This is a genomic window from Streptomyces bobili (genome assembly GCF_002154575.1).
Lineage (GTDB): Bacteria > Actinomycetota > Actinomycetes > Streptomycetales > Streptomycetaceae > Streptomyces > Streptomyces bobili.
In genome coordinates this window covers 1-11,563 of record NZ_MUBA01000580.1, presented here as the reverse complement: position 1 = coordinate 11,563, position 11,563 = coordinate 1, and the positions used below count along the sequence as shown (strand labels likewise).

Genomic DNA, 11,563 nt, shown 5'->3' with positions numbered 1-11,563 from the left:
TCCACCCGGCCGCGCGCGCGACCCGCCGCGGCCTGCCCGGAGTAGAGGGGGCTCTTTACCCCGGTAGAGGGGCAGGTAGGGGCCTCTGAACTGCAAGGTAAGGCCGGTAAAGGGGGAACGACCGGCCCCTGCCCAACCCCTCCACAGCACACATCGCGGGCCCTGCCCGCCGCCCCGACCGAGCACCGGAAGGGAACCACCCATGCACCCCGGCACCACCAGCCACCCGCCCGTCGTGCGGGCCGCCGAAGTCCACCAGCCGATCCCGCTCACCCCCGCCGCGCCGTACGCGGCACCGCTCGTTCCCGTGCAGCCCGCCGCCGTTCCGGCGGTGGCAAGCGTGATCCTGCCCGACGGGCGGGTCGTCACCGGCTACGCCGTCGAGCACACGCAGCCCGCTCCGCTCGCCGCCAAGCCGGCCGTGTCCAGTGCGGCGGTGAACGTCGCCCTCGGAGGCGTCGGGTTCCTCGCAGTCTGCGGCGGACTGCTCATGCTCACCACCTTCATCACCGCACTCACCGCGCTGATCGCTCAGCTCATCACGCTGGCCGCCGTCCTCTTCGGCGGATGGATCGCCGTGCAGGTGTTCAGCGCCCGCAACGGCGCGAGCGGCGGCAACACCTTCCACATCCGCAAGGCCACGTTCAAGCGCAACCGCTTCAACGGCTGACAGGAGCCCACGTGTTCGAGATCCGAGTCATCTGCGCCACCGACGACACCAACCGCATCGTCAAGGCCCTCGACGGCGCCTTCACCGCCGGAACCATCACCGTCCACCCCACCCACGACGGCACGCAGAACCGCATTTACCTCTTCGCCGACCACACGGACAGCCCCATCCCGCCGCTCTCGGAGTGGCCCGGCCCGGTCGACGCCTACGCCGCCGCGCCGGACGCCCCAAGCGAACTGAACTGGCTGTGCGAGCGCGAGCCGCACGAGCGCGACCGCGAGTGGTGGCTGCGCCGTGCCGCCGTCGTCGACCGCATGGCCTGCGGCCTGACCCCCGGCGGCACCGCCACCGACGAACAGGCCCTCGACATCGCCCGCCGCCTCATGGAACTGGACGAGACGGCCGTCATCTGCGACCCGCGCGCCTACGTCCGCCAGCAGTACGCCCGCTGGACCACCGAGCACCAGTAGCTACGCCAAGGGCGGCCCCCCATTCCGCCAAGAACCGGGGCTGCCCTTGTCCACCTGCCACGCAATGACCTGTGGAGGTCTCCAGCATGACTCAACCCACCGACATCCGGCGAGACGGCGAGCGGCCGTTACTGCTGGACCTGTTCTCCTGCGCCGGCGGCGCCGCCATGGGCTACGCCCGCGCCGGCTTCACCGTCCACGGCTGCGACATCGCCCACCGGCCCAACTACCCGTTCCCGTACCACCGGGGCGACGCGCTCGCCTACCTCGCCCATCTGATCGCGACGGGCGAGATCCGCCGGTACACGTTCGTCCACGCCTCCCCGCCGTGCCAGCACGGTTGCGCCCTGACCGTGGGCACCAACGCATCCCAGGGATGGGGCCGCACGCACGTCGACCTGGTCCCGCCCGTCCGCGATCTGCTCGAACGGACGGGCCTGCGGTACGTGATTGAGCAGCCCAACGGCCGCGCGGAGATCCGTAAAGACCTCACGCTGTGCGGCGAGATGTTCGGACTCGGTGTCATTCGGCACCGCAACTTCGAGCTGGGCGGCTGGCGCACCGAGCAGCCGGCGCACGTCCCGCACCGAGGGCGGGTGCGCGGCTACCGGCACGGTCGCTTCTACGACGGCCCCTACGTCGCCGGGTACGGCAACGGGGGCGGCAAGCCGACCGTCTCCGAGTTGCAGGCCGCCATGGGCATCACATGGACGAACGTGCGCGAGGAGCTGACCGAGGCGATCCCGCCCGCCTACACCGAGCACATCGGTCGCGCAGCCCTCGCCCCCACGCTGGAGGTGGCTGCATGATGGCGCGTGTGCTGCCGCTGCGGCGGCCCAACGGCCTGCGGGTGCTGGACGTGTGCTGCGGCGCCGGGGGCCTGTCGATGGGTTACTACCTGGCCGGGTTCGACGTCGTCGGCGTCGACATCCGCCCGCAGCCCAACTACCCCTTCCCCTTCGTCCGGGCCGACGGCCTCGACTACACCGCCGACCACGGCCACGCCTTCGACCTGGTCCACGGCTCCTGGCCGTGCGAGCGCTACGCGAACGTCACCAGGTGGCGGGGCAACCCCGACAACCACCCCGACCTGATCGGACCGGGCCGTGAGGTGATGCAGGCGACCGGGCGACCGTGGGTGATGGAGAACGTCCCCGAGACGGCAGCCGCGGGCCTGCTGCGGCCGGACTACCGGTTGTGCGGCACGCAGTTCGGCCTGAACGTCCGCCGCCACCGCGACTTCGAAACGTCGTGGGGCGGGGGCGGGGACCTGGTCGCGCCCTGCTGGCACCGCAAAGGACTGCTCGCCTTCGAGCACAAGGGCGAGCGTGCCTACGCCGACGCCATGGGCTGCACCTGGATGACCAACCTCGAAGCCCGCAAAGCCGTCCCCCCGGCCTACGCCCAGTGGATCGCCACCCAGTTCCTCGCCCTCGAAGGGAGGGCCGCCGCATGACCACACCGTCCGAACCTCTGCGGACCGCGCTGACCCTGGCCGCATCCGGTGTGCCGGTGCTGCCGTTACGAGCCGGGAAGGTGCCGTTCGGCAACTGCCCCGCCTGCACCCGCAACGCGTGCGGCGGCCGGCCGAACATGAAGGCCCCCGGCCCCTGCACCTGCCCAGCGCCCTGCCACGGTTGGGCCGCCGCCACCACCGACCCCCACGTCATCAACGCACCGACGTGGGCAGGTGCGTGGCGCGAGGCGGCGACGGTGGCCTACCACCCCGGCGGCGCCGGCCTGACCGTCGTCGACCTGGACAGCACGGAAGCCATCCGGTGGGCCCGTCAAACCCTGCTCGCCACCCGCATCGTGCCCACCACTCGTGGTGAGCACTGGCTCTACCAGGGCGTCATGCAGTCCGCCAACGCGGTCCGGCCCGGCGTGGACGTCAAGTCGGCCATGCAGTACGCCCGCTGGCTCGGTCCCGGCACCGGCACCCTCACGGCGCTGCCGGACGTCGTGCGCGCGCTGACCGTGAAGCAGCCCGCCACAGTGCGAACGACGGCCGTCACGGTGCCCGCGAGGGTCGGGGGCGGGGTGTGCCCGCACCGCACGCCGACCTACCTGGAGCGTGGCCTCGCCATGGCCGAGCAGCGCATCACCGCCGCCCGCGACGGCATCCACGCCACCGTCTACCGGACGTTCCTCGCGGTGCTGTCCACGCACGGCCGGTGCGGCTGCCTCACCGAGGCGGACACCGCGCGGCTGTTCACCGCCGCGCAGGCCAAGGGCGAATCTCCCCGGCACTGCACCGACGCGTGGGCCAACGCCCGCACGCAGTTGGGACTGTGACCATGGCCGACGACGAGAAGAACCCCGCCCGCGAGGTCATCACCGACTACGCGCAGGCGCACTTCCGGTACTTCCGCACCGCTGACGGAACCGTGTACGCGCAGAAGAACGGCCACCCCGTCGCCCGCCCGATCCGCTCCCAGGGCACCACCGGCAGTCACCGCCAGGAACTCATGGTCGGCCTGTTCCGCGACGGGATCGGCGTGTTCAACGGGACCGCACTCAAGGAGGCGTTGGACTTGATCGAAGCGCTCGCACTGTCGGAGGACGTGCAGCCCGTGAACATCCGCGTGGCCCCCGGATACGACGGGGCGACGTGGCTGGACCTGGGACGCGACGACGGTCAGTCCGTCCGTATCCACCCCACCGGCTGGGACATCCTCACCCCCGACCCGCGCGAAGTCTGCTGGCGGCGCACCCAGCTCACCGGCGAACTGCCCCTGCCCGTCAAGGACACCGACGGCAAGGGCATCGACCTGCTGATGCGGCTGTGCAACTTCGCCAACGCGGAGACCGAATGCCTGGCCATCGCGTGGCTGATCGGCTGCCTGGGGCCGTCCGTTCCCGTGCCCGCACCGTTCCTCACCGGCCCGCAGGGCGCGGGCAAGTCCACCGGGGGCCGGATGCTCGTCCGGATCATCGAGGGGATGAGCGGCGACCTGCGCCGGGCGCCGAAGGACGAAGAGAACCTGATCGCAGCGGTGGCAGCCGGATGGGTCACCGCCCTGGACAACCTCTCCCACATGACCCCGGACCTGTCCGACGCCATGTGCTGCATCGTCACCGGCGCCGAAAGCGTCAAGCGCGCCCTGTTCACCGACGGGGACGTCTTCCGCGTCGGCTACCGCCGGCCCCTGCTCCTGACCGGCATCGACGTCGGCGTCATCCGTCCCGACCTCGCCGAACGGCTCCTGCCGCTGCGCCTGGAACGGCCCAGCATCCGGCGCACCGAGGCGGAACTGTGGCTGGACTACGCGGAGGTTCTCCCCGTCGTTCTCGGCTCCCTCCTCGACCTCACGGTCAAGGTCCGGGCAGCCGAGGCGGAGACGCCCACCGACCTTCGCATGGCCGACTTCGCCCACCTGTGCGCGCAGCTCGACGCGGCCACCGGCCTCGGAGCGCTCGCCGCCTACCGGGCCAGCCTGGACGACCTGAACGACGACGTGATCGAGGGTGACCTCCTCGCCCAGACCGTTCTCAGGCACGCCGACACCATGGAACCGGGCGCGGCGCAGCGGATGACCTCCACCGAGTGGCTGCACTGCCTCAGCCTCCTCTACGCGGGCGAGGACTGCCGCCCCCTACCCAAGGGGTGGCCGACCACCGGGAAAGTCCTCTCCGACCGGCTCAAGCGCCTCCAGCCCACGCTGGCCGCCCGTGGTGTCCTCATCGACACCGGCCGCACCAGCGCGGGCCGCTACCTCGAAATGACCCGCCGGGCCGCCCCCGCCCCGCACGAGCAGCAGCGGATGCACTGACCCGCCCGCTCACCCCCGGACAAGCAAGAGGAGCACCACCATCGGCAGGGCGTGCTCCTCTTGCTGTTCGGCGAAGCCGCCCCAGGTCGCGCCGCGCAGCGGCTCCTTCTTCACGATGTGAGGCGCCACCGACCACAACAGACGCCCCCTCCTTTGTCTTAAGAAGGAAGCGCTGCGTCATGTGCGTCATTCGGGACGGAAAACGGCCCCCCACCTGCGGCTACAGGCATGACGCAGACGGCCGACTCTGCGTCATCCTGCGTCATCTGCGTCATGGGCTACGTCACCGATGACGCAGCCCATGACGCTGCGATGACGCACGATCGAGCCGCTACGTCACACAAAGCCGCAGGTCAGCAGCCTGAATGACGGTGATGACGCAATGACGCAGAAATCCGCACCTCGGACACACGCAACGCCCCGCAGCCTCGAAGGAGTCGCACCGTGGCCCGCCCCAAGATGCTCAAACTCCCCGAAGTCCTCGAAGAGATCGAGATGAGCCGCGCCGCCTTCTACCGGATGCGCGCCCGCGGCACGGCTCCGAAGCTCATCAAGCTGCCGAACGGGCAGATCCGTTGCCGCCGCAGCGACCTGGACGCGTGGTGGTCCAAGCACGAGATCGCAGCCTGACCGTAGACCGACCGAAGGGACCCCACCGCGCGGTGGGGTCCCTTCCCCATGAGGGAGCACGATGCACAGCTACGACGTGCGCATTTGGAACGTCCGGAAGCGTCCGAGCAAGGCGGCTCCGTTCCAACTCCGCTGGCAGGTAGACGGGACGGAGTATCAGGAAAGGTTCGCCACCAAGACACTCGCGGACGCCCGCCGCGCGGAGCTGCTGACCGCGACCCGCAAGGGCGAGCCGTTCGACACCGAGTCGGGACTTCCCGTGTCGGAGGTGCGCGAGCGCAACCGCACGAGTTGGTACGCCCATGCTCGCGCGCACGTCGCGCGGAAGTGGCCGACTGCGGCAGCGAAGCACCGCGCCAGCATCGCGGAGAGTCTCGCCATCGCCACGATGGCCGTATGCCCGACCGGCAAGGGACGCCCGGCGGATGAGATCTTGCGCCGGGCCCTCTACCAGTGGGCGTTCAACGTCGGACGCCACGACCAGGACCCGCCGGAGGCGGAGGCCAAGGCACTGGCATGGGTGGAACGGAACGCGCCAGCCGTGGTCGACCTGGACAGCGCCAAGCGCATGCGCACAATCCTGGAGCACCTGGCCAGTCGCCAGGATGGCAAGCCGGCCGCCGCGAACACGTTCCGGCGCCGTCGGGCCGTGTTGAGCAACTGCCTGCGCCTGGCAGTGGAGCAAGAACTGTTGCCGGGCAACCCCCTGCACCGCGTGCACTGGGAGACGCCCCAGGCGGTAGAGGAGCTGGACGTGCGCAGCGTCGCTACGCCCGCACAAGCGCGGGCACTGCTGGACGCGGTCCGTGCGCAGGGACCGCGCGGCGCCCACCTGGTCGGGTTCTTCGCATGCATCTACTACGCCGCCATGCGGCCGGAGGAGGTGTCCATGCTGAGTGCTGACCAGTGCGACCTGCCTGAGGAGGGATGGGGGCGGCTCCTGCTCGCCGGCGCCCGTCCGCAGGTGGGTTCCGGCTGGACGGATGACGGAAAGCCGTACGAGGAGCGGCAGTTGAAGCACCGCGCCCGCCGGGCGGTCCGGCCCGTGCCCATTCCTCCTGTCCTGGTCGCCATCCTGCGCACCCACCTGGACACGTGCGGCACCACGGCCGAAGGACGCCTGTTCAGCGCCGTGCGAGGGGGCCCTATCCGGTCGCAGGAGTACGGCGCGGCGTGGAAGGAGGCTCGCAGAAAGGCGCTCACCGCCGCGCAGGTGGCTTCGCCCCTGGCCGCCATCCCCTACGACCTGCGGCATGCGTGCGTGTCGTTCTGGCTCCGCTCCGGGGTGAGCCTTGCCGAGACCGCCCGCCGCGCAGGGCAGAGCGTCGCCGTCCTCCAGCGCTACTACGCCAAGGTGCTGGACGGCGAGGAAGCAAAGATGAACGCACTGATCGAGCAGGGGTTGGCAGAGCACGACGACGAGGCAGAAGGGCCGTGATTCCTGGCCGCAGGTTGGCCGCACGCGCTGGTCAGATGTGGGATACCGGCGAATCAGGGTGAGACAAGGTCACGCCGAAGGGGTGCCGCTCCGGAGAGTGGCACCCCTTCTGACCTGCAACCTTCTGACCTGCTACGCGGTGGGTGTGGGATTTGAACCCACGGTGACTCGCGCCACGACGGTTTTCAAGACCGTTCCCTTAGGCCGCTCGGGCAACCCACCTCGCGCCACCCGGTGAGGGGTGACGCGGGGACAAGAGTAACGGGTGGCCAGGTGCGTGTGGGTCGGCTTGGGGGTGGGGCCGGGGTCAGCTGTCGCCCTTGCGGGAGCCGAGGGTGAGGTCGACCGTGTGGGTCTTGCCGTCGCGCTCGTAGGTGAGCGTGACCTTGTCGCCCGGCTTGTGGGTCCAGATCTCGCCGATGAGAGTCGGGCCGCTGTCGATCACCGTGTCGTCGAGCTTGGTGATGACGTCGCCGGGCTTGAGGCCGGCCTTGGCCGCGGGGCCGCCCGCCTCGACCGCCGCGGCGCCGCCGGCCCCCTGGTCGGTGATCTTCGCGCCGTCGGTGGACTCCTCCAGGGAGACGGAGGCGCCGATCTTGGCGTAGACCGGCTGGCCGTCCTTGATCAGCTCCTGGGCGACGTACTTGGCCTGGTTGATCGGGATGGCGAAGCCCAGGCCGATCGACCCGGACTGGGCGGTGCCGCCCAGGCCGCCGCTGCCGGTGGACTGGATCGCGGAGTTGATGCCGATCACGTTGCCCTGCGCGTCGAGCAGCGGGCCGCCGGAGTTGCCCGGGTTGATCGAGGCGTCCGTCTGGAGGGCGCTCATGTACGAGGCGCTGCTGCCGGTGCCGTCGGAGGAGGCCACAGGGCGGTTCTTCGCGCTGATGATGCCCGTCGTCACGGTGTTGGACAGGCCGAAGGGCGCGCCGATGGCGATCGTCGAGTCGCCGATGGCGACCTTGTCGGAGTCGCCGAGGGTGAGCGGCTTGAGGTCCGAGGGGGCGTTCTTCAGCTTGATGACCGCGACGTCGTAGCCCTGGGCGTGGCCGACGACCTCGGCGTCGTACTTCTTGCCGCTCGGGAAGGTGGCGGTCACCTTGCCGCCGTCGACGGCGTCGGCGACGACGTGGTTGTTGGTGACGATGTGGCCCTGGGTGTCGAAGACGAAGCCGGTGCCGGTGCCGCCCTCGCCGTCTGCTCCCTCGCCGCGGCCCGCTGCGCCCCCGCCGTGCCCCGTACCCGGGTGCGTACGGCCATCCGCGACCGTGACCGCCGTACGGCCTTCCTGCCGCAGCGCGATCCCGACGCCTCCGGACGGCCCCGGCCCAGGGCACCGGGACCCGCCCTCCCGACGGCCGTCGCGTAGGGCACACCGCACCACACCCCTCAACTCCGTGCGCCCGCGCGGGCCGTCATGCCGCCGTATCCACGTCCCGGCACGACGAGACCCCCGGAGGGCTCCTCACCCATGTCCGTCTTCTCTCTCTTCGTCCACCTCGTCGAGCGGTTCGCCGACGTGCTCGAACCCCTCTTCCACGCCTCCGCGGCCGCTGCCGCGATCATCCTGTTCACCGCGCTCGTCCGGCTGCTCGTCCACCCCCTGTCACGGGCCGCCGCACGCGGCCAGAAGGCGCGGGCCGCGCTCCAGCCGCGGATCGCCGAACTGCGCGGCAAGCACGCGCGCGACCCGGAGAAGCTCCAGCGGGCCGTGCTGGAACTGCACGCCGAGGAAAAGGTGTCCCCGCTGTCCGGCTGCCTGCCCAGCCTGCTCCAGGCGCCCGCCTTCCTCCTCCTCTACTACGTCTTCTCGCACTCCACGATCGGCGGCGAGACCAACGGCCTGCTCACCCACCGGCTCCTCGACGCGCCCCTCGGCGACCGCTGGACCGACGCCCTCGCCGCCGGCGGGATGTTCGGCGGGGCCGGGATCGTCTACCTCGCCCTGTTCGCCGTCGTCGCGGCCGTGGCCACCTTCGGCTACCGCCTCGCCCGGCGTACGACGGCCGCGAGCGCGGCGACGGTCGAGGAGGGGACGCCCGGCCTGGGCGCGGTCGTCAAGGTGATGCCGTTCCTGTCCTTCTTCACCCTCGTCACCGTCGCCGTCGTACCGCTGGCCGCCGCCCTGTACGTCGTCACCAGCACGGCCTGGAGCGTGGTCGAGCGCGCGGTGCTCTACAGGTGAAGGTGACGGTGACGGTGACGGTGACGGGGCCCGAGGGGGCCGTAGTGACGGTCCAGTACGTGAACGGGGTCTTGCGGAGTGGACGTCCGGATCGGAGGATCGACCAGTCCTCCGGTGGCTGCACCCGTCGGCGGGCGCGCCCGCGATCGAGGGAGATTGACCATGAAGCTGCTGCGAGTCGGTACGGCGGGTGCGGAGCGTCCCGCGCTGCTCGACGCCGAGGGGACCCTGCGGGACCTGTCGGGCCTCGTCGACGACATCGACGGCGCACTGCTCGCCGACGACGAGACCCTCGGCCGGATCCGTGCCGCCGGTGAGTCCGGCGAACTGCCCGCACGGGACGCGACCGGGCTGCGCGTCGGACCGCCGGTCGGCCGGATCGGCAAGGTCGTGTGCATCGGGCTGAACTACCACGACCACGCCCGCGAGACGGGCTCCCCGGCGCCCGCCGAGCCCGTCATCTTCTTCAAGGCCGCGGACACGGTCGTCGGCCCGTACGACACCGTGCTCGTGCCGCGCGGGTCCACGAAGACCGACTGGGAGGTCGAACTCGCGGTCGTCATCGGCCGTACCGCCCGCTACCTGGAGTCCGCCGAGGAGGGGCTCGCGCATGTCGCCGGGTACGCCGTCGCGCACGACGTCTCCGAGCGGGAGTTCCAGATGGACCGGGGCGGCACGTGGGACAAGGGGAAGAACTGCGAGACGTTCAACCCGCTCGGCCCCTGGCTCGTGACGTCCGACGAGGTGCCCGACCCCCAGTCGCTCGGGCTGCGGCTCTGGGTCAACGGCGAGCTGAAGCAGGACGGGACGACCGCCGAGCAGATCTTCCCCGTGGGTGAAGTCGTGCGCTACGTCAGCCAGTTCATGGTCCTCCACCCCGGAGACGTCATCAACACGGGAACCCCGGCGGGCGTCGCCTTCGGCAAGCCCGAGCCGAAGCCGTACCTGCGGGCGGGGGACGTGGTCGAGCTGGAGATCGAGGGACTGGGACGGCAGCGGCAGGAACTGAAGCCCGCCTGACGGGGCGTCCCCCGCGCGTGTCCGGGCGGTGGTCCTCAGAGCAACCGGCTTGGTCTCAGGGGTAGTTGACGCCACCCGTTGGTCGGATACTGGGCGTATGCCGAACAACAGCGGAGGGTGGCGGCCGCCGGGGTACCAGGGACCTGGCTGGGAACCTCCCAAGGAGCCGCCCTCGGGCCCGCCCCCGCGCCCTCCCGGGAGCGGCGGGCCGGGTCCCGAGGGGCGGTCCCGCTGGAGTGTGCCGGGGATCGTCGCGGTGATCGTGGCCGTGATCTGGACGCTCCTGGCCTACCAGTGGACCCAGCAGAACGACTGCGAGCTGGTCGAGTCGTACGGCCTGGTCCTCTCCCACGGCACGCCGGACTTCTGGGAGGAGTGCGGGGACTGAGCGCGGGGACCAGTGCCCCCCTCGCGTCGCGTCAGCGCAGACCCTGGTGCTTCTCCAGGAACTGTTCCAGGGCCTCCACCACGAACCTGTGGTCCTCCAGCTGCGGCAGGCCCGAGACCGTCACCGCGCCGATCACGCCGACGCCCTCGACGTTGATCGGGAAGGAGCCGCCGTGGGCCGCGTACTCGTCCGGGTCCAGGCGCGAGGACTCCTCGAACGTCGTGCCCTTGGCGCGGTGGCGGGAGCCCACCAGGTAGGAGGAGGCGCCGTAGCGCTCCACGACCCGGCGCTTGCGGGTGATCCAGGCGTCGTTGTCGGGGGCCGAGCCGGGCAGGGCCGCGTGGAAGAGCTGCTGGCCGGCCCGGTGGATGTCGATCGCCACCGGGGCCTGCCGTTCCCGGGCCAGCTCCACCAGCAGCGAGCCGAGCGCCCAGGCGTCGTCGAAGGTGAACTGGCGGAAGACCAGGCGCCGTTCCTGCGCCTGCAGCTCCTCCAGCGGAGGGGTGATCTCCGGGGTGAACCTGGGGGTGATCTCGTGCGTCACAGCTGCACCGCCATTCCGTCTCGTGCCGAACGGCGGGCCGCCTCCAGCACGTCGAGCGCGGCAGCCGCCTCCGCGGCGGTCACCGGGTTGGGGCCGCCCTCGGCAAGGGCCTTCGCCACCGCAGCGTAATAGGCCGGGTAGTCGCCGGGCAGGGTCGGCACGGGGTCTCCGCCGCCGGTCAGCGGCGACTCGCCGGCGCCGACGTGCCCCCACAGCTCCTCGGGCTCCGTGCCCCAGCCGGGGCCGGGCCGCTCGCCGTCCCGCAACGCCGCCTCCTGCGGGTCCAGGCCGTACTTCACATAGCCGGCCTTCGACCCCAGCACCCGGAAGCGCGGGCCGAGCTGGGCGGTCGTCGCGGAGGCGTACAGGTGGGAGCGGACGCCGTTCGCGTGGGTGAGCGCGAGGAACGTGTCGTCGTCGGTCTCCGCGCCGGCGCGGCGCACGA

General features: G+C 71.1%; 15 protein-coding genes and 1 tRNA gene. 12 read left to right on the top strand and 4 right to left on the bottom strand.

The features are described 5' to 3' along the window. Window positions 1-202 precede the first annotated feature (202 nt). The 8 genes from BZL64_RS34055 (at window position 203) to BZL64_RS34020 (ending at window position 6,981) form a co-directional block, all read left to right on the top strand. On the top strand, window positions 203-670 hold the full coding sequence (locus BZL64_RS34055) for a hypothetical protein (protein ID WP_086772948.1): 468 nt from the start codon (window positions 203-205) through the stop codon (window positions 668-670). Window positions 671-681: 11 nt separating this feature from the next. Next, entirely contained in the window at window positions 682-1,140 is a 459-nt protein-coding gene (locus BZL64_RS34050) for a hypothetical protein (protein ID WP_086772947.1), read from the top strand. A gap of 86 nt (window positions 1,141-1,226) precedes the next feature. Continuing rightward, on the top strand, window positions 1,227-1,949 hold the full coding sequence (locus BZL64_RS34045; protein ID WP_086772950.1) for a DNA cytosine methyltransferase: 723 nt from the start codon (window positions 1,227-1,229) through the stop codon (window positions 1,947-1,949). After that, a complete protein-coding gene (locus BZL64_RS34040; protein WP_208639579.1) occupies window positions 1,946-2,596 on the top strand; it encodes a DNA cytosine methyltransferase in 651 nt (216 codons plus the stop codon). The genes BZL64_RS34045 and BZL64_RS34040 overlap by 4 nt, the downstream gene beginning before the upstream one ends. After that, a complete protein-coding gene (locus BZL64_RS34035) occupies window positions 2,593-3,435 on the top strand; it encodes a bifunctional DNA primase/polymerase (RefSeq protein WP_086772946.1) in 843 nt (280 codons plus the stop codon). The genes BZL64_RS34040 and BZL64_RS34035 overlap by 4 nt, the downstream gene beginning before the upstream one ends. Window positions 3,436-3,437: 2 nt before the next feature. Continuing rightward, on the top strand, window positions 3,438-4,913 hold the full coding sequence (locus tag BZL64_RS34030; RefSeq protein ID WP_086772945.1) for an ATP-binding protein: 1,476 nt from the start codon (window positions 3,438-3,440) through the stop codon (window positions 4,911-4,913). A gap of 444 nt (window positions 4,914-5,357) precedes the next feature. Next, a complete protein-coding gene (locus BZL64_RS34025) occupies window positions 5,358-5,543 on the top strand; it encodes a helix-turn-helix transcriptional regulator (protein ID WP_086772944.1) in 186 nt (61 codons plus the stop codon). Between the two features lie 61 nt (window positions 5,544-5,604). Further along, window positions 5,605-6,981, top strand: coding sequence for a tyrosine-type recombinase/integrase (locus BZL64_RS34020; protein WP_086772943.1), 1,377 nt, complete (start codon window positions 5,605-5,607; stop codon window positions 6,979-6,981). A 137-nt stretch (window positions 6,982-7,118) separates the two neighbouring features. Here the strand turns inward: BZL64_RS34020 and BZL64_RS34015 are convergent. Continuing rightward, window positions 7,119-7,203: transfer RNA gene (locus BZL64_RS34015), tRNA-Ser, on the bottom strand. An 85-nt stretch (window positions 7,204-7,288) separates the two neighbouring features. Continuing rightward, the gene (locus BZL64_RS34010; RefSeq protein WP_425276101.1) at window positions 7,289-8,128 is read right to left on the bottom strand and encodes a S1C family serine protease; all 840 of its coding nucleotides are present in this window, start codon (window positions 8,126-8,128) and stop codon (window positions 7,289-7,291) included. On the opposite strand from BZL64_RS34010, the gene BZL64_RS42275 reads away from it, so the two are divergent. From BZL64_RS42275 to BZL64_RS41985, 4 genes are all read left to right on the top strand, one after another. After that, window positions 8,021-8,350 carry a DUF6412 domain-containing protein gene (locus BZL64_RS42275; RefSeq protein ID WP_425276100.1) on the top strand — a complete coding sequence of 110 codons (330 nt, stop codon included), beginning with the start codon at window positions 8,021-8,023 and terminating at the stop codon, window positions 8,348-8,350. The two genes, BZL64_RS34010 and BZL64_RS42275, sit on opposite strands and share 108 nt — an antisense overlap. A 102-nt stretch (window positions 8,351-8,452) precedes the next feature. Then, window positions 8,453-9,166 (top strand): YidC/Oxa1 family membrane protein insertase, encoded by a 714-nt coding sequence (locus tag BZL64_RS34005; RefSeq protein ID WP_086772942.1) that lies wholly within the window; start codon window positions 8,453-8,455, stop codon window positions 9,164-9,166. Between the two features lie 162 nt (window positions 9,167-9,328). After that, window positions 9,329-10,186: a fumarylacetoacetate hydrolase family protein gene (locus BZL64_RS34000; protein ID WP_086772941.1), complete on the top strand. Its 858-nt coding sequence runs from the start codon at window positions 9,329-9,331 to the stop codon at window positions 10,184-10,186. A gap of 256 nt (window positions 10,187-10,442) precedes the next feature. Then, complete coding sequence (locus BZL64_RS41985; RefSeq protein WP_279634638.1) at window positions 10,443-10,574, top strand: hypothetical protein; 132 nt, start codon at window positions 10,443-10,445, stop codon at window positions 10,572-10,574. A gap of 31 nt (window positions 10,575-10,605) precedes the next feature. Here the strand turns inward: BZL64_RS41985 and BZL64_RS33995 are convergent, their stop codons facing one another. Next, window positions 10,606-11,118: a heme-degrading domain-containing protein gene (locus BZL64_RS33995; protein WP_086772940.1), complete on the bottom strand. Its 513-nt coding sequence runs from the start codon at window positions 11,116-11,118 to the stop codon at window positions 10,606-10,608. Next, window positions 11,115-11,563, bottom strand: a 449-nt coding sequence (locus tag BZL64_RS33990) for a Gfo/Idh/MocA family oxidoreductase (RefSeq protein WP_244205657.1), incomplete at its 5' end; no start/stop codon positions are given. The genes BZL64_RS33995 and BZL64_RS33990, both read right to left, overlap by 4 nt.

Bases quoted from the DNA above. Each gene is read 5' to 3' on its own strand.
- BZL64_RS34020 (WP_086772943.1), top strand. From the start codon at position 5,605: ATGCACAGCTACGACGTGCGCATTTGGAACGTCCGGAAGCGTCCGAGC.
- BZL64_RS34000 (WP_086772941.1), top strand. From the start codon at position 9,329: ATGAAGCTGCTGCGAGTCGGTACGGCGGGTGCGGAGCGTCCCGCGCTG.
- BZL64_RS34040 (WP_208639579.1), top strand. From the start codon at position 1,946: ATGATGGCGCGTGTGCTGCCGCTGCGGCGGCCCAACGGCCTGCGGGTG.
- BZL64_RS34045 (WP_086772950.1), top strand. From the start codon at position 1,227: ATGACTCAACCCACCGACATCCGGCGAGACGGCGAGCGGCCGTTACTG.
- BZL64_RS34055 (WP_086772948.1), top strand. From the start codon at position 203: ATGCACCCCGGCACCACCAGCCACCCGCCCGTCGTGCGGGCCGCCGAA.
- BZL64_RS34030 (WP_086772945.1), top strand. From the start codon at position 3,438: ATGGCCGACGACGAGAAGAACCCCGCCCGCGAGGTCATCACCGACTAC.
- BZL64_RS34005 (WP_086772942.1), top strand. From the start codon at position 8,453: ATGTCCGTCTTCTCTCTCTTCGTCCACCTCGTCGAGCGGTTCGCCGAC.
- BZL64_RS34035 (WP_086772946.1), top strand. From the start codon at position 2,593: ATGACCACACCGTCCGAACCTCTGCGGACCGCGCTGACCCTGGCCGCA.